This is a genomic window from Marivirga atlantica, from assembly GCF_016734805.1.
Taxonomy (GTDB): Bacteria; Bacteroidota; Bacteroidia; order Cytophagales; family Cyclobacteriaceae; genus Marivirga; species Marivirga atlantica.
In genome coordinates, this window is record NZ_JAERQG010000004.1 from 513,626 (window position 1) to 531,336 (window position 17,711).

Consider the following 17,711-nt stretch of genomic DNA (forward strand, 5'->3'; position numbering starts at 1 on the left):
TAGCTGCCTGTTACTTTAAACTGACTCTTAATTTCATTAAATTTAGAAGATAAACAAAATGAGTTTTGAGCTTGTAGTAAGCTTTTAATTATCAAAGCATTTCTGATATGGCAATTAAAAAACCTTTTAACTTAAATAAGTGGCTAGATGAGAATAGAGATTTATTAAAGCCACCCGTTGGTAATAAAAACTTGTATAAAGAAGCTGATGATTACATCGTAATGGTTGTTGCAGGACCAAATGCCAGAAAAGATTATCATTATAATGAAACAGAAGAGCTTTTTTATCAGCTGGAAGGTGAAATAACCGTAAAGATTCAGGAAAATGGAGAAGCCGTAAGCATGGACCTCAAAGCTGGTGATATGTTTTTATGCCCAGCCAGAACACCTCACAGCCCAATCAGAAAAGAAGGTTCAATCGGACTAGTGGTTGAAAGGAAAAGAAAAGATACTGACTATAAAGATGGATTATTATGGTTCTGTGATAATTGTAACCACAAACTTCATGAAACCTATTTTCCACTTGAAGATATTGAAAAAGACTTTCTACCCCGATTCAAAGAATTTTATAGTTCTGAGGAAAAAAGAACTTGTGACAACTGCGGTCATGTGATGGAAACTGATCCTAGATTTGTTTAAAATGGAAGTAATTAAAAATTTATCGGACCGACCCTTAAAGATTGATATCCATACTCATATCCTGCCTAAAACATGGCCTGATTTAAAAGACCGTTATGGCTATGGTGGTTTTATTAGGCTTGAGCATCACAAACCCTGTTGCGCCAGAATGATGATGGATGATAAGTTCTTCAGGGAAGTTGAAGATAATTGCTGGGACCCTAACACAAGAATGCATGAATGCGACCATCATCAGGTTGATGTTCAGGTGCTTTCTACAGTACCTGTAATGTTTAGCTACTGGGCTAAACCGCAACACGCATTAGATTTATCGATGATTTTGAATGACCACATTGCCGGCATTGTTCATCGTTATCCCGACAGGTTTATTGGTTTAGGAACTCTTCCTATGCAATCACCTGATTTGGCAATTAAGGAGCTTGAAAGATGTGTGAATGATTTAGGCCTAGCCGGAATTCAAATAGGCACTCATATAAATGACTGGAATCTGGAAGCTCCTGAAATATTTGCTGTTTTTCAGGCTGCCGAAGATTTAGGTGCGTCAATTTTTGTTCACCCATGGGATATGATGGGTAAAGAGGATATGACCAAATACTGGCTTCCCTGGCTGGTTGGAATGCCCGCTGAAACATCCAGAGCTATTTGTTCTATGATTTTTGGTGGTGTATTTGAAAGATTACCCAAACTGAGAGTAGCATTTGCCCATGGTGGGGGCTCATTTCCCGCAACTATTGGTAGAGTAAGTCATGGTTTTGATGTTCGCCCTGATTTATGTGCTATCGATAATCCTGTACACCCTCGAAATTATATCGGAAAGTTTTTTATTGACTCATTAGTGCATGATCCTAAAGCTTTAGAATTTATTGTCAATACTATGGGAGAAGATAGTATCATGCTTGGTACTGATTATCCTTTCCCTTTAGGAGAACTAGAGCCTGGTAAACTTATTGAAGAAAGTAATTTCACAGATAGTATCAAGGAAAAACTACTCAGCAAAAATGCTTATAAATGGCTGGGCATTAACCAAGAAGTGAATGTCAGCTAGTGCTATATACTATATTGACAGCCCTTTAGGCAAGTTATTAGCCAGGTTTGAAAATGAACTTTTAGAAAAGTTAGAATTCTCAGAAACCCTTGGTAAAAATACTTCATCTGTTCCAGTTTATGTTTCTATAATTGAAAAGCAGGTAAAGTCTTATTTTGAAGGGAAAATTCAAGATTTCAACATCCCCTACAACTTAAAAGGCACCAACTTTCAGAAAACAGTTTGGAATAAATTATTAGAAATACCTTACGGAAAAACAATCAGCTATGGTAAATTAGCAGCTCTTCTGGGGAACCCACGAAAAATCAGAGCTGTTGCCAATGCCATTGGTAAAAACCCACTACCCATAATAATTCCTTGCCATAGAGTAGTGGGAAAAAATGGCGAACTAACAGGCTATTTGGGAGGCCTAAGAAGAAAAAAGCAGCTTCTGGAGTTAGAAGGCTTTAAACAACTTCAACTATTTTAACATTTCAAGAAATTAGCTACATGCCAGAAAATTTTGAGAATTCACTTTCATTCGCACAGCAACAAGATAAAAACGATCCTTTAAGACATTTCCGCAATGAATTTCATATTCCTGTTATCGACAATCAACAGGTGATATATTATACAGGTAATTCCTTAGGACTGCAGCCTAAAAGAACGCGCAGCTATATTGAAAAGGAAATGAAGGATTGGGAAATGTTCGGAGTAGAAGGACATTTCAACCCTAAGAAAGAAAATATTTGGTATCATTATCATGAATATGGGAAGCAGGCTTTGGCTTCAGTTTTAGGAGCTAAACCCATTGAGGTTGTTCCAATGAACAACCTTACTGTAAATCTTCACCTTTTAATGGTGAGTTTTTACAGACCTACAAAACAACGATACAAACTGATTGTGGAAGCTGGTGCCTTCCCATCAGACCAATATGTTTTTGAAACACAGTTGAAATGGCATGCCAATCATTGGGATCAGCAGTTATTCGATCCTGAAGAAGCTTTAATCGAATTATCACCACGCGAAGGTGAAAATACACTTAGGACAGAAGATATTCTAAAAGCAATTGAGGATAATGGAGATGATCTTGCCTTGGTGCTTCTTGGTGGCGTTCAGTATTATACCGGGCAACTTTTTGATATGCAAGCAATCACCAAAACCACACATCAGGTAGGTGCGTTAGCAGGCTTTGATCTTGCACATGCAGCAGGGAATATCGATCTTAAATTACATGATTGGGATGTAGATTTTGCTACTTGGTGTAGCTATAAATACTTAAACTCCGGCCCTGGCAATGTATCAGGTGTTTTTGTAAATGAGCGCTTTGCCAATAAGCCAGACTTAATTCGTTTTGCCGGTTGGTGGGGTCATGATGAAGGCGAGCGCTTCAAAATGGAGAAAGGCTTTAAGCCTATGCAAGGTGCCGATGGCTGGCAGCTAAGCAATGGTAATATTATAGCAACAGCAGCCCATTTAGCCTCCTTATCAATTTTTGAAGAAACTAATATGGAAGCGCTTAGATCTAAAAGCAAGTTGCTAACAGGTTATCTCGAATTTTTGATTAAAGAAATCAACAAGGAAGAAGAGATTTTTGAAATTATCACACCTCAGCATCATAAAGAGAGAGGATGTCAACTCTCTTTGTTTACCTTGAAATACGGCAAAGATTTATTCGATCAGCTAGTAAAGCGTGGTGTGGTTGGAGACTGGAGAGAGCCTGACGTAATCAGGTTAGCACCAGTTCCTCTGTATAACACTTTTGAAGAACAATTTAGATTTTCAGAGATATTAAGGGATTCAATTAAAACATTGAAAGCTTGAGCAATAAAATAAAAAGCATAGGAATACTTGGAGCAGGTTTAGTAGGCACGTTGCTGAGCCTATATCTTAAAAAAAGAGGCTATCAGGTAAAAGTATTCGAAAAAAGAAGTGATTTAAGAAAGAGTAATAATGAGGGAGGTCGTTCAATTAACCTTGCCTTAAGCAAAAGAGGTATTAAAGCCCTCGAAGAGGTCGGTGTTTTTGCAGATGTAAAGTCCGTTCTTATACCCATGGAAGGAAGAATGATGCATAACCGTGAAGGTAATTTAACCTTTCAGCCTTATGGCAAAGAAGGTCAGCATATTAATTCTGTTTCAAGAAGTGTACTAAATGAGCACCTTATTGAAGCAGCTGAGCAGGAAGGTGTTCAGCTATGTTTTGATCATACGTGCACAGCAGTAGATTTGGAAAACACAACTATCTCATTTGAGCATAATGGAAAAGAATCTACAGAACATTTTGATTTAGTTTTCGGTGCAGACGGAGCTTATTCTCAACTGCGCCAAGCAATGTTCAGAACCAACAGGTTCAACTACCAACAGTTTTATATTGAACACGGCTATAAAGAATTAACCATACCTCCTACAGAATCAGGAGATTTCGCCATTAACCCTAATGCCTTGCACATTTGGCCGAGGGGTAAGTACATGCTCATTGCACTTCCCAACCTTGACAGGAGCTTTACATGCACATTATTTCTGCCGTTTGAGGGTGATCCTTCTTTTGAGACATTAACAAACAAGAAGTCTGTTCAATCATTCTTTGAAAAGACTTTTGCTGATACTCTTCCGCTGATTGAAAACTTGGATGAAGAATTCTTTGAAAACCCTACCTCCTCATTAGTGACAGTAAAATGCTATCCATGGGTAAAGAATAATTGTGTATTAATAGGCGATGCATCACATGCAATAGTTCCTTTCTACGGGCAAGGTATGAATGCTGGTTTTGAGGATTGCTTTGTACTTAATAAGCTACTTAACGAATTTGATGATAATTGGGATAAGACTTTAAATGCTTATCAACAATTACGTAAAGAGGATGGAGATGCCATAACTGATTTAGCTCTTAATAACTTTATTGAAATGCGTGACTTAGTAGCTGATGATAAATTTCTACTACAGAAAAAGATAGAGCGACATTTACAAGATGCTTATCCTGACAAGTGGCTCCCTCTTTACTCTATGGTTACTTTTAGCGATTTGCGCTATTCCGAAGCTTTGGAAATCGGTAAAAAACAACAAGCTATTATGGATGAGGTTATGAATAGAAATGATATTTTCGAGAACTGGGAATCCTTAGATTTTGAAGAAATAGTGAACCAATTATAGCAACATATGTTGTGATAGTTAGACTTTTTTAAAGCCAAATTTTTTATTGGCCCTGTAGTAACAACTAACTTTTTAATCTAATATGTTATCTCAACTTGTTTACGTAAGTAAAAGAAAGAAAAATTGCACTGAGGAAGAAATTGATAAGATTTTAGCCAAATGCAAGCAGAACAATCCTGCATTAAGCATCACTGGAGTTCTACTTTACTCAAAGGATAAATTCATTCAATTGGTAGAAGGAAATTCTCAAAGAATCATGGATTTGTATGACATCATCAAAAAAGATGAAAGACATGAAAGCTGTGTGATGATATCGTATAATCCAATTGAGGAAAAGACTTTCCCAAGCTGGCATATGGGTTCAAAAAAGATTGAAGAAAGCAACATCAATTTTGAAACAACAATCAGTAAAGAAGATGAAAAAATATTCAACAGTATTTTGATGGGTACAGCGAATGACGGAGATAAAGTTGTTAAGACATTAAGAAAATTCTTTGACTAATAGTTAAAAAGAAAAAGGCCAAACTGGATAAGTTTGGCCTTTCTTATAATAAGATAATTTCAACTAATTATATCTTGGTTCCTTCCAATCCTAATTCCTTTGTCAGATAATCAATCACCTCATTTTCATCTGCCGAAACACCATCAGAAGCATGGGCAAATAAATACATTGTTTCTAACACAAATTCTTTTGAAGCTTCATTCTTCTCAAAATACTCCTTTAAAGCTGCCAAGAATTTATCTTGCCATTGGTCAAGATTCTTAATCAAATACCTGAACTCTGACTTATAAATAAGCATCAGATTCTCTTCCTTCTCTTCACCTAAATCATCAGTAGCAAATTCGTCCCCTAAGATTTTGGCAAGTCTTTTTACTGTAACCCACTCATCCTGATCTACAATACCATCACTCAAGACCACCCTTAATGCTGGAAAAAGGTTGACAATGTATATGAATTGCTCATTATTCAGTGAAATAAATCTCTCTGTTATATACTCTTTATGGAGTTCTTCCATTTTAGACATAGCTATTTGTTTTGTTAGTTGAAACCGCTACTAAATTACTGAATTGTCCTCTTCAAAACCCCTAATTTCATCACTTTTTACAAGTTGTTTGTACTGTTTATAACGCTGAAGTATACTCTCAACGTAATTAACAGGCTCCGAACCTCTGCAATATCCATACCTCACAACAGGATCAGTATAATATTTCTCCTTTGACTTGAGCAACAGATATTTCTCCACATTACCTTCCCACTTATTAGGGTCTGCATCATATTTCTTGCAGAGCCTTCTGGCATCTTGAATGTGGCCAATACCCACGTTGTAGGCAGCCAATACAAACTTTAGTCGGGTAACACTGTCTTGTATTGATTCTGAAAAAGTATTTTGAAGCCAATTAATGTAAGCTGTGCCTGCATTTAGGCTTTCATTAGGATCGTTACGGTTAGAAATCCCATATTCTTCAGCTGTATTTTCAACCAACTGCATTAAACCAACGGCTCCTGCCCACGACTGTGCATTAGGATCAAACTTGCTCTCCTGATAAATTAAAGAGGCTAATAGCAGCCAATCCCATCCTAGTTGATCTGACGCTACTTTTATTTCCTCATCATAGGGAGATAATTTATCCCCTGCAACTGAAGAAAATTCGCTATATGACCTGTTAGCTGAACGCTTAAGATTTTTAAAATATTTGTTATACACTACATAGTAATCTGTAGTTTTTTGCTTCTGCTCCAGCCAACCATTTATAGTGTTTTCCAGTGAATCAGAATTTTGTCTGATGGCCCAGGCTATTCTTTGAGAAAAACTAATAGGTGTTTTCACATCAATATCCGGAAAGAAAGTGGCGCTCAATAAGGCTACATCTTCATCAGCAACTGTGTAATCAATTTCACCCTCTGCAACCTGCCTTATTAATTCATCTATCTCAGCATTCACAGTATCTTCTACTATGTTTATTTCCGAACCTATTTCTTCGGACAGATTCTTTAATCGGGTTATATAAGCAGAAGCCTTTCTAACATGAACCGTTTTACCAGCAAGCTCAATCGGGTCCCTTATAAGTTCTTGTTCAATTTCATGGATTTTCATAGTGCGCCAGTTATCCGGCCTCTTTTGAACTAAGACCTGTCTGGCATAATAAAGTGGCTCTGTAAAATCAACAAAGCGTTTACGTTCATTTGTAATTGTCAGGTTGAAAGCTACAATATCACCTTCGCCCTCATTTAACAATTTTAGTGCTTCAGCAATATCATTTTTGATGATTATTTTAAGTTCAACCTCCAGATAATCGGCCAGCCATCTGAGCATCTCATACTCATACCCCATAGGCCTTCCTTTATAAATAAAATAGCTAGTGGCACTATTATCGACAATGGCTCTTAATACACCTCTTTCTTTAATTGCCGGTAAGTCAATATCTGGTGGGGAGATGTTATAGATAACATCAGAGTTTGAATTGTTCGATTTACTACATCCCAGCAATGCTGCTATGAGTGCTAAACACAGCATATAATTTCTCAGGTATGTAGCTTTCATTTGAACGATAATGTGAAAAAATATTAAGGAATAGTTCTTTTAATATACAACACTCGAACTTTTTTACCTATTACATAAAGCTATTTTTCGACCAATTGTTCTAAAGATGAAAGTGTTACCCTTCTGAGATGGCACTACCGCTAATTCTTAAAATCTCAATTTCTGCTAGTTTTGCTTCGTATAAAGCATTTAATAATCTGCCTGCTGCCTGTACAGCATTTAGTTGAGCCTCTCTTAAAGCTAAAGAATTACTTCTACCAACCTTAAATCTATCAAGAGCTAACTCTGCATTTTCTTTGGCTACTTCAGTGTTGTTCCTTTCGATTTCGACAAGTTCAATTTGGTTTCGGAATCGAATATATGCAGCATATAAACTACCTTGAAGTTCATTTCTCAGTTGGTTATAATTGTTCTCATTGTTATCGAGCTGGATTTGACTTAATTCATTTCTGCGTGATCGGTCTAACTTATTGAACGGAGTCCAGTTAAGACTTAGACCATAATTCACTCCACGTGATTGGTTTTGAATAAGAAATCCTGCCTGCGAGTTCAAATTCTGATAACTATAGCCAGCATATGCATCTATGTTTGGAGACCATTCAGTATTAACTTTATTTTTTTCAAGTTCAAGTAGCTTTCCCTCATACTTCATTGCCAATAAGGCCTTATTGCTTTGTTCCAATTGGTTTACAAGCTTATCTATATTAAAGTAACTATTAATTTTTATTGAGTCAGAGGCCTGAACTTGACTCATCGGATTTCTACCAATGGCCATATTTAAATTTACCTTAGCATTCTGCAACAATTCGTTTTGACTAATCAACGAACTCTGATCTGTATTTAAATCAACTCTGGCTGCCAAGTAATCTGATTTGGAGCTAGTACCTACTTCATATTTATCTTTCGCTATTTTATATCTAGTTTCCGAAAGCTTTACCGCATCTTCAAGTATAGACCTCTGATAGCTTTGATAAACTAAATTAAAATAAGCCATTGCTATTTGACTTACGGCATTTTGTAGGGCGAATTGTGTTTCATAATTGGACTGTTGCAGTTCAAGATCAGCTTGTCTTAGATTTAGAAACATCCGTGTCCCGTCAAAAATATTCAAAGTAAGTGTTGCAGCCCCATTCAGGGAATTTGATTCAGCATTATCAATAATTCTGGGATCTTGATCAACGAAAGTTTGCTCACCATTTTCTATCTGAAAATTATAACGACCAGTAATATCCAAAACTGGAAGCAGGGCAGCATATTTATATTCCTCGTTAACCTCATTAATTGCATTATCATTTTTAGCAGCTATAATTGAAAAATTATTCTCTAAACCAATGGAAATTGCATCTTCAAGAGATAATACCTCCTCTTGTGCCTGGAGTTTAAAACAACTCACATAAATAAGGATGAATAAAAAGTATCTGTACATAAAAATTAAGATTCAACTCTGGCTAGTCGCCCTTCTTTACTTGATAGATAAGAATAAATTGCCGGGATCACATAAAGTGTTAAGCCTGTTGCGAAAATCAAGCCTCCAATTATGGCGATACCCATAGACACTCTACTTTCAGAACCGGCTCCTAAGGCCAAAGCTATTGGCAGAATGCCCAAAATAGTAGACAGCGAAGTCATTAAAATAGGTCTAAACCTTGATTTAGCAGCTTCACTAATGGCGTCTTTCACGCTTAGACCATGAGCCTTTCTTTGATTCGCAAATTCTACAATAAGGATGGCATTTTTAGAAACCAAGCCTATCAACATGATGATACCTATCTGACTGAAGATGTTTAGGGTTTCTCCAAAAAGATATAAGGATAAAAATGATCCACCAACGGCCAAAGGAACGGTAAAAAGAATAATAACAGGATCTCTAAAGCTTTCGAACTGCGCTGCTAATACTAAGTAGATTAACACAATTGCAAAGGCAAAGGCAAAAAGTAAGCTAGATGAACTCTCAAAATAGTCCAGTGAAGCACCTGATAAAGCTGTACTAAAAGATTCATCTAGGACTTCCTTGGCGACAGCATCCATTGCTTCTACACCATCACCAATAGTTTTACCCGGTGCTAAACCAGCAGATATTGTTGCAGACAGATAGCGATTATATCGGTATAGAGAAGGTGGTGTAGAAGATTCACCAAGTGTCACTAAATTATCAAGCTGTACCATTTGTCCATTAGAAGCTCTCACATAAAGTGATCGCAAATCCACCGGATCGTTTCTGTCACTTCTCTGAACCTGACCAATCACCTGGTATTGCTTGCCATCCATAATGAAATAATCAAAGCGCTGGCCACTCAAGCCTAACTGAAGCGTTCTTGCGATATCCAAAACCTCAATGCCTAATGACTGCGCTTTTTCTCTATCAATCTGAATATCAATTTGAGGCTTAGTAAATTTCAAATCCTGATCAACCACGGTAAAAACAGGGTTTTGCTGAGCCTTTTCAAGAAATTCTGGCAGATACTCTTGTAGCTTCTCCAAAGATGTAGCTTGAATTACATACTGGATGGGTAAACCACCTCGTCTACCTCCTATAGTTTGCTGTTGAAATGCAAAAGCCTTAGCTGCCGGATACTCACTTAAAAGAGGGGCATATTCCGCATAAAGCTCTTGCTGAGATTTTTCTCTGTCTTCTGCATCAACAAGCTTTATGCGCATGAAAGCTGAATTAGCACCTTGTGTTCCAAAACCAGGTGAAGTAACTGAAATAAGGCCATTGGTAGGCAGCTTCTTCATGGTTAAATCTACCATATTATCCACGTACTCATCCATATATTCAAAAGTGGCTCCTTCAGGACCTGTAGCATTCATGGAAATTAAGCCTCTATCTTCGAGAGGTGCCAATTCCGATGGAAGTGTTTTAAATAATAAAAAGATCAATCCACCTGCACCGAGGAATATCAGAACTCCCATCCATCTAACCTTCATAAAAGCATCGAGTGATCTACCATAGCCCTTGTTCAGCCAAACAAAAAATGGCTCCGTTTTTCTGTAAAACCAGTTGTGTCTTTCTCTTTTTTTAAGGATTCTACTGCTCATCATTGGCGTTAATGAGAGTGCTACAAAAGATGAAATAACCACCGCAGTAGCCACAACCACTCCAAACTCACGGAATAATCTACCTGTAATACCTTCTAAGAAAATTACAGGCATAAATACAGCAACCAGGGCAATAGAAGTGGCAATTACGGCAAAAAAGATTTCTATAGATCCTTTTTTAGCGGCTTCCAAAGGTTTCATCCCCTCTTCTACTTTAGTGTAGATATTTTCAAGTACTACTATGGCATCATCAACTACTAAGCCTATAGCCAGCACTATACCTAGTAGGGTTAGTACATTAATAGAGAAACCAGCTAAATACATCACGAAGAATGTACCGATCAATGAAACAGGAATGGTAGCAATAGGTATCACTGTTGTCCTCCAATCTCGCAGAAATAAGAATATAATGAGTATTACAAGTAAGAAGGCAATGATGATAGTTTGCTGAACTTCTGTGATAGATTCACGGATGTAATCCGTTTGATCGAAGCCTATACCCAGCTTTATATCTTCAGGTAAATCCTTTTCAATACTTTCGACACGCTTGTAAAATTCATCAACAATTTCGATACTGTTAGAACCAGGCTGAGGAATTAAAACCACCCCCACCATCGGAACGCCATCACGTTTCAGAACTGTTCTCATGTTAAGCGGACCAAGTTCGGCAAAACCTATATCTGAGAAACGCACAAAGCTGTTATCGCTTTCTGCTACAATTAAGTTATTAAAATCTTGTTCTGTTTTTAATCTACCTTGTGTACGAACCACCAGCTCAATCATCTCACCTTCTATACTTCCCGAAGGTAGTTCTACATTTTGGCTTTCTACGGCATTCAACACATCTAATGGTGTTAGCTGATATGACGCTAGTTTTAATGGATCCATCCACAAGCGCATAGCATATTGCTTTTCTCCCCAGATGCGCACTTCACTAACACCAGATATTGTTTGTAATCTTTCTTTAAAAGTATTCTCAGCTATTGCTGAAAGCTCTAAAAGATTGCGCTGCTCACTATTGATATTTAAAAACACTATAGGCTCAGAATCTGCATCTGCCTTGTTTACGGTTGGCGGTTCAGCATCTTCAGGTAATCTTCTACGCGCTCCTGATACCTTATCACGAACATCATTGGCTGCAGCTTCCAGGTTTTCCGAAAGATTAAACTCTACGGTAATTCTACTTCTACCTTCGGCACTTGTGGAAGTAATAGTTCTAATACCTGCAATACCATTAATGGCTTCTTCAAGCGGTTCCGTTATTTGTGACTCAATTACATCGGCATTGGCACCTGCATAATCTGTTGTAACCGTGATGATGGGCGGATCAACAGAAGGGTATTCTCTTACTCCTAAGAAATTAAAGCCTATAGCGCCAAATATCAGTATTACCAGTGATAGCACTATCGCTAAAACTGGTCTTTCAATGCTTATTTTCGATAATGAAGCCATATTACATAGAGGCTATGAGCCTTTTACATGAGAAAAATTGTGAATAGTTGATTTTCTGTACCAAATAGTAGGGTTTTATAGTTTTAGATACTACTTTTCTTTTAGTGTTTTAATATTTACTGCTGCCTTATTTTTAAGCTGCGGAACACCAGCAATAGCAACTGTATCTCCTTGTGAAACTCCTTTTACAATTTCAACTTCTGTTGCCGTTCTAATACCTAATTCTACATCTTGCGCTGTAGCTTCACCATTATTTATAATAAATACCATATGGCCATTTGACTTTGGCATAATGGCAGTAGTAGGCACTAAAATGGCATTATCTTCACTTTCTAAGCTAAGTTTCACTCTCACAAACTGACCAGGAATAAGCGTGTTATTTGGGTTGTCGCATTGGGCACGAACCTTTAATGTTCTGGTTACAGGATCAATCTGTGGTTCAATAGCATATATTTTTGCCTCTCTATTAATATTTTCAGCCTCCGACACAAATGAAATATTATTTCCCTCATTCACCAAAGTACTAAAGCGACTAGGTACCGAGAATTCTATTTTAATAGGATCAACGCTATATAAAGATGCTATCTGTGTAGAAGGTGTAATATAGCTTCCCTCACTTACATATCTCAGCCCTATATAACCGGAGAAAGGAGCAGAAAGTCTTGATTTCTCAATCTGGGCTTCAACCTCAGCTATTTCAGCTTGAATAGTTTTGTAATTAGTAAAAGCTATGTCATACTCCTCTTTACTAATGGCTTCAGATTCTAAAAGTTGTTTCTGTCGTTCTTCCGTTTCCTTATTAAGCTTAGCTGTATATTTCAATCGTTGAAGGTTGGCTTTAACATCATCTACATTGGTTGTTAACAACAATTGCCCTTTTTTCACATATTGGCCTTCTTTAAAATAAATGGCATCTATTTTTCCAGAAATCTCACTAGCCAATTCAACCGACTCATTCGCTAATAACGAGCCTGCCAAGGTAATATCATTATTGAAAGTCTTGTAATTAACCACTTGGGCATCAATTACAACACCTTGATTGGGTGCGGCTTGTTTTTCCTCTTCCTTTTTGGGAGCTGAGTCTTTTCCGAAAGAGACTAAATCAGGAAATGCAAGTAAAATGATTACAGCGAGCACTGCAACGAGTGCTATTATGCGGGTAATTGTTTTGTTCATATATAAGTTACTATCTACAAAATACCAATAAATGTAGTGACACAGAATTACAAAACTCGAATATAGGCAATAAGGTTATGAAAATGATGCATTATGTAATAGACGGTATCCGTTCTATTTAAAAGGGCGTAAAAAAACCCTGACGGGAGCCGTCAGGGTTTTTGAAAATGTTTTCAATTATCTCATCATTACTTCTTAACTAACTTATACACGAAGTTTTGATCATCAGATGTCAATATAACCGTATACAGACCAGCTTCAAGTGAACTGATATCAACACTTTCATGTGCATTTATATTTAGGATATGCTTTTGGAGTTGCCCATCTACCGAATAGATTAACATTTTATCAATTGACTTTGATGATTCACCATCGATGTTAATATAAATTGTGTTCTTTGATGGGTTAGGATAAATCACATTCTTTGAGAGTTGATAACCTGATATTGCCAAAGGCTCATCTTCCAATAACTCTATATCCTCTTCAGTTCGAGGTGAAATGTGATAGTAATCGTTATCCTGCCCAACAAAGCCAGTTATATTTAATTTAACACCTGGAATTGACTGATCTACAAGAGGATGCTGCGCACTTCCTATTCTGATTTTCAATTCATTAGTACCATCTGAAATGGTAAAGTCACCGCTAAATCCGGTACTGGTAAAATCTCCAGACTCTACAAATTGTACGCCCTCAATAGTTATTAACTGAGATTCCAAACTTTCACCTACTTCATCGATAGTAACAATTTTCGGATTTGGTAAACTAGCATCTGTTCTAATTACTTCAATTAAAACAGGCGATTCCTCAATTTCCATCCACCCATTATATTCTGATAGGCCTCCTGTAACAACAACACTATCTCCCTGATTCAAATTAGCTGATTCATTGTCTAGATCTGTTCCTCTAACCACTATACCTGCAGTACCATCATAAATAACTCGGTTAATTGCATTATTATTACCATTATCAATAACAACACCACTAACTTTTACCAATGAGCCAAGACTTTTGTTTCTAGCAGCATTGATAGTTGTTAACTCTACATCTTGGGTTTCATCAGCTAATACTAGATCATTAGCATCTCTTACTGAAATCTGGTAATCACTTTGAAATTGCCCAATGAAACCTGTTATGTTATATGTACCGCTAGGAACTGTTGAACCCACCAAAGGATGTTCATCCGATCCTATACGAAAAATCATCGTTCCTGTACCATCATTGATATCAAAATTACCAGCACCTCCACTACCTTGAAAGGTCGCACCAGAAGCATTAAAGGTTACATTTTTGATAGTTACAAGTTCAGATTCATAAGATTCACCAACTTCGGCAATGGTTATTTCTTGTGGTTCAGGTAGAGTGGCATTTGATTTTAGCAATTCAATAGTTATTGGAGACTTTTCGATCTGTAATAACTCATTATATGAACCTAAACCACCTGTTACTAAAATGCTGTCACCAAGCGTATAGTTTGCTGATTCATTTCCAGTATCGAAGCTTCTGACCATAATACCAGCCGTCCCATCATAAATTACTCTGTTATCATCACTATTATTACCAGCATCAATTACAACTCCAGCAACTGTAACAACATCATCTAAAGACTTTTGTCTCGCTTCCTGTATGGTTAAAATAGGCTTTTCTCCTTCATTACCTTGAACCTCAAAGTTTTCAGTATCGCCAGTAGTGGTATGAGTAACATCTAATACTATCGATTCATCCGAATTAGCAGGCTCATACTTAAGATAAACCGTATAAGTTTGTGCTTCAGATCCATCATCAGATAATGTTATCTCGGAAGAAAAAGAATTCCCATCAGTTGACACAAAAAAGGGTGAAGCAACACTTACTGAAATATCACTCTCTAAATTATAAGCATTAATCGTGTAGGTTTGTACTAAACTCTCTCCCAGAGGGATATATCCGAAATCTGGATTAAAATTTCTTTGATCAATAATTAAAGTAGGAGCTGTGGTACTTCCCCATATTTCTGAGACCCATTCAGGATGATCAATAAAAGGATTTCTGTTCTCCTGATACCCATAAGCACCCTCATGTCTATCAATTTCATATTGATCGACAGGATCTTGTTCATGCCATTTGATCAAGGTATAGAGCACACCCAATTCTGGATCATTTGACCCGCTGATCCTATCTACAAGCTCAAGATCAAGGAAATCGCTCTCATAACGAGTAGCCATGTAAAATAATATTCTGGCTACATCTCCTTTAATTTCATCACGCGGATCCCAAAAATCAGAATTTGTATAAGTATCAGGTGCTTCCCCCTCTGCATTTTCAGAGATATTTTCAACGTCATTAAAGTCTTTATTACTTTTTGAAGTGTTAACGGAAGCATCTGATGGTCTTAGATTATGAACATCAGTATAGGCTGTATCTGACTCATCAGGAAATCCATGTGATTTTGGCCAGGTATGTTCTCTATTCCAAAAGTCTTGCTGATTGTTACTAGCGAAATTCGCCTTTGGAATAGAAGCATTCTTATAAAACAAGATGATATTATCTGAATTATCAGGGTCTTCATCCAAAGTTGGTAAAATCTCGTCTCTGAAATCTCCGTAAGTAAAAACTTTATGACCTCGAATAATTTTATGAAGGGCAAGTTTTAATTCCTCCCCGTTCAGTCCATTCGCGCCATCATAATATCCAGAAGGAGCCTGAGCATTAGACGATAATACGAATAAGAGTAATAGAAATGTATATAAATGTTTCATATGCTTAAACGACAAAAAGGCTACTAATAATTTAGTAACCTTTTCGTAAAATTTATTTATTTAATTAATTAGACTCTATCAATTCAAATTCTCCTACACCAACTAATTCAAATGTTTGTGAATCTGTACCATCATTACCATCATAAGTAGCGTAATTTACAGTATACAATACTTGAATACCAGGAACAGGTTGCGCATCAGCATACTTAGTAGTTAAGAAAACATCTAAACCTTCAAGTAATCTCTCTTGAATTAATGCTTCTGCCTCAGACTTACTTAAACCTGCATATTCAGGCTGTAATTCAGGATCTCTACTATCAACTCTGATATCGAAGTTTTCGAAGAAAGCATCTGCTCCATAATAATCCTCAGCTGTTTCAAAGCTATTCAGTAGTTCAGGACGAGTTTTCGCTACTTCATCTACGATAATTTGATAATCAGCAGAAGACATGAATATTTCTACAGACGGATCAAATACGAATCCATTACCAGTATTTTTAAACTGATCTGTCTTTTCAATTTGTACATCCTCAAAGCTTATAGAGTTCCATGTCCCATTTGTATAAACATATGTCGTAGCTCTTGCAGAAGTTGATCCACTAAAATAATCGTAAACAACTACAAATTCATCTCCTTCTTGAGCATAAGGCATTAGGTATTCTAAGAATCTTGGTAGATAATCATCAGGTGAAACACTACTGCTAAAATTATCGAAGGCTCCTGGCTGACCACTTTGCTCTCCAAATGAATCATAATCATCAGAGTTCAAATAATATGCTCCTTCATTAATTGCACTCCATGACGTACCTGTGAACTCATACAGTTCATTAATTTCACTGGTTTCAGGAGCTGCTCCAACATCTAAACGTATGTTTACTACTTCCCAAAGTGCTGCAAAATCTGTTGTAGATTCATAATAAAAAGCTAGTCTTATAGTATTTCCTTGTGCATTTGGTAATGCAACTTCACTTTCATGAAGGTCATAATTATCACCAGATGGGTAAGATGATAAGTTTGCACCAACAGAAACCCATTCAGTAGTTGCTACATCTCCAGTATAATCTGTCGTAAAAAGAATATCTAATTCTTGTCCGAATTCGGCAGCCCCTTGGAAATTAAGAATTTGAGATAACAAAAGTGTTATGTCACCATCTTCACCAGATAAATCAATTTCAGGAGAAACTAACCAATCTTGGTTTGGAACAGCACCACCTGAGAAACCAGAAATACGCGCATAGGTGTCTTCACCAAAAGTTCCCCATGCCCACTCTTGATCTCCTACTAAGCTTATGCTTTCGTAGCCATTTAATGTGGTAGCAAATCCTTCGTTGTAAATTGTCTCCCCAGAAAGCTCAGAATAAGCTATGTCAACGAATTCATATGTAACACTATAGATATCACCTTCCTGTGCATCTCTAACTTGATCGTTAAGAATTACAGGAAGTTCATTACTTACATCAATATTACGATCGAAAAAACCCGCTGAACCAGCCTGACTACTTACACTTGCATAGTCCTCAGATGATAGCGTATAATTATTTTCAAGATACTCACTATTTGTTGCTCCTAATTCCTCAAGAGTGCTTTCTAATAAATTATAAGTTACCTGAACAGCAGCTCCTTTCTGAAATTGTGGAAATTCTTCATTCACTATTGCTGATAATTGAGTTGAAGCATCCACATCTGCTGTCAACACATTATTATCCTCAATAAAGTTTGCCAAAGTACTATCACTGGCAGTGGCGTTAGCTCTGAGTGAATTAGCAACAGTAGCATAATCGGCATCAACCATAGTATATTCTATAGTAACTCCGGCATCTACTCCATTCTCTTCAGCAATCTGATCAATTTCATCATATGCATCTTCTAAAGGATCACAACTTATTATTAACATAGCAAATATGCCTGTTAATAAGGTATTAAATATTGTTGAAAATTTCATTTTAGTACTT

The 17,711-nt window shown here is 36.9% G+C and carries 13 protein-coding genes; 6 read left to right on the forward strand and 7 right to left on the reverse strand.

Annotated elements, in window-relative coordinates:
• Window positions 1-107: 107 nt before the first annotated feature.
• From JKP34_RS16475 to JKP34_RS16500, 6 genes are all read left to right on the forward strand, one after another.
• The gene (locus tag JKP34_RS16475; protein WP_201923868.1) at window positions 108-638 is read left to right on the forward strand and encodes a 3-hydroxyanthranilate 3,4-dioxygenase; all 531 of its coding nucleotides are present in this window, start codon (window positions 108-110) and stop codon (window positions 636-638) included.
• Between the two features lies 1 nt (window position 639).
• Complete coding sequence (locus JKP34_RS16480; protein WP_201923870.1) at window positions 640-1,683, forward strand: amidohydrolase family protein; 1,044 nt, start codon at window positions 640-642, stop codon at window positions 1,681-1,683.
• Window positions 1,673-2,152, forward strand: coding sequence for a methylated-DNA--[protein]-cysteine S-methyltransferase (locus tag JKP34_RS18395; protein WP_201923872.1), 480 nt, complete (start codon window positions 1,673-1,675; stop codon window positions 2,150-2,152). Before JKP34_RS16480 ends, JKP34_RS18395 begins: the two co-directional genes overlap by 11 nt.
• Window positions 2,153-2,172: 20 nt before the next feature.
• Entirely contained in the window at window positions 2,173-3,486 is a 1,314-nt protein-coding gene (gene kynU, locus JKP34_RS16490; protein ID WP_201923874.1) for a kynureninase, read from the forward strand.
• Window positions 3,483-4,814, forward strand: coding sequence for an FAD-dependent oxidoreductase (locus tag JKP34_RS16495; protein ID WP_201923877.1), 1,332 nt, complete (start codon window positions 3,483-3,485; stop codon window positions 4,812-4,814). Before kynU ends, JKP34_RS16495 begins: the two co-directional genes overlap by 4 nt.
• 82 nt (window positions 4,815-4,896) lie before the next feature.
• On the forward strand, window positions 4,897-5,316 hold the full coding sequence (locus tag JKP34_RS16500; protein ID WP_201923879.1) for a BLUF domain-containing protein: 420 nt from the start codon (window positions 4,897-4,899) through the stop codon (window positions 5,314-5,316).
• Between the two features lie 67 nt (window positions 5,317-5,383).
• Here the strand turns inward: JKP34_RS16500 and JKP34_RS16505 are convergent, their stop codons facing one another.
• From JKP34_RS16505 to JKP34_RS16535, 7 genes are all read right to left on the reverse strand, one after another.
• Window positions 5,384-5,839, reverse strand: coding sequence for a hypothetical protein (locus tag JKP34_RS16505; RefSeq protein ID WP_201923880.1), 456 nt, complete (start codon window positions 5,837-5,839; stop codon window positions 5,384-5,386).
• Between the two features lie 30 nt (window positions 5,840-5,869).
• Window positions 5,870-7,357, reverse strand: coding sequence for an MltF family protein (locus JKP34_RS16510; RefSeq protein WP_236665027.1), 1,488 nt, complete (start codon window positions 7,355-7,357; stop codon window positions 5,870-5,872).
• Between the two features lie 115 nt (window positions 7,358-7,472).
• Complete coding sequence (locus tag JKP34_RS16515; RefSeq protein ID WP_201923883.1) at window positions 7,473-8,783, reverse strand: TolC family protein; 1,311 nt, start codon at window positions 8,781-8,783, stop codon at window positions 7,473-7,475.
• Window positions 8,784-8,788: 5 nt separating this feature from the next.
• The gene (locus tag JKP34_RS16520; RefSeq protein ID WP_201923884.1) at window positions 8,789-11,848 is read right to left on the reverse strand and encodes an efflux RND transporter permease subunit; all 3,060 of its coding nucleotides are present in this window, start codon (window positions 11,846-11,848) and stop codon (window positions 8,789-8,791) included.
• A 90-nt stretch (window positions 11,849-11,938) separates the two neighbouring features.
• Window positions 11,939-13,024 carry an efflux RND transporter periplasmic adaptor subunit gene (locus tag JKP34_RS16525; RefSeq protein ID WP_201923886.1) on the reverse strand — a complete coding sequence of 362 codons (1,086 nt, stop codon included), beginning with the start codon at window positions 13,022-13,024 and terminating at the stop codon, window positions 11,939-11,941.
• A 188-nt stretch (window positions 13,025-13,212) separates the two neighbouring features.
• The gene (locus JKP34_RS16530) at window positions 13,213-15,759 is read right to left on the reverse strand and encodes an endonuclease (RefSeq protein ID WP_201923888.1); all 2,547 of its coding nucleotides are present in this window, start codon (window positions 15,757-15,759) and stop codon (window positions 13,213-13,215) included.
• 64 nt (window positions 15,760-15,823) lie between these two features.
• Complete coding sequence (locus tag JKP34_RS16535; protein ID WP_201923891.1) at window positions 15,824-17,701, reverse strand: choice-of-anchor J domain-containing protein; 1,878 nt, start codon at window positions 17,699-17,701, stop codon at window positions 15,824-15,826.
• Between the last annotated feature and the right edge of the window lie 10 nt (window positions 17,702-17,711).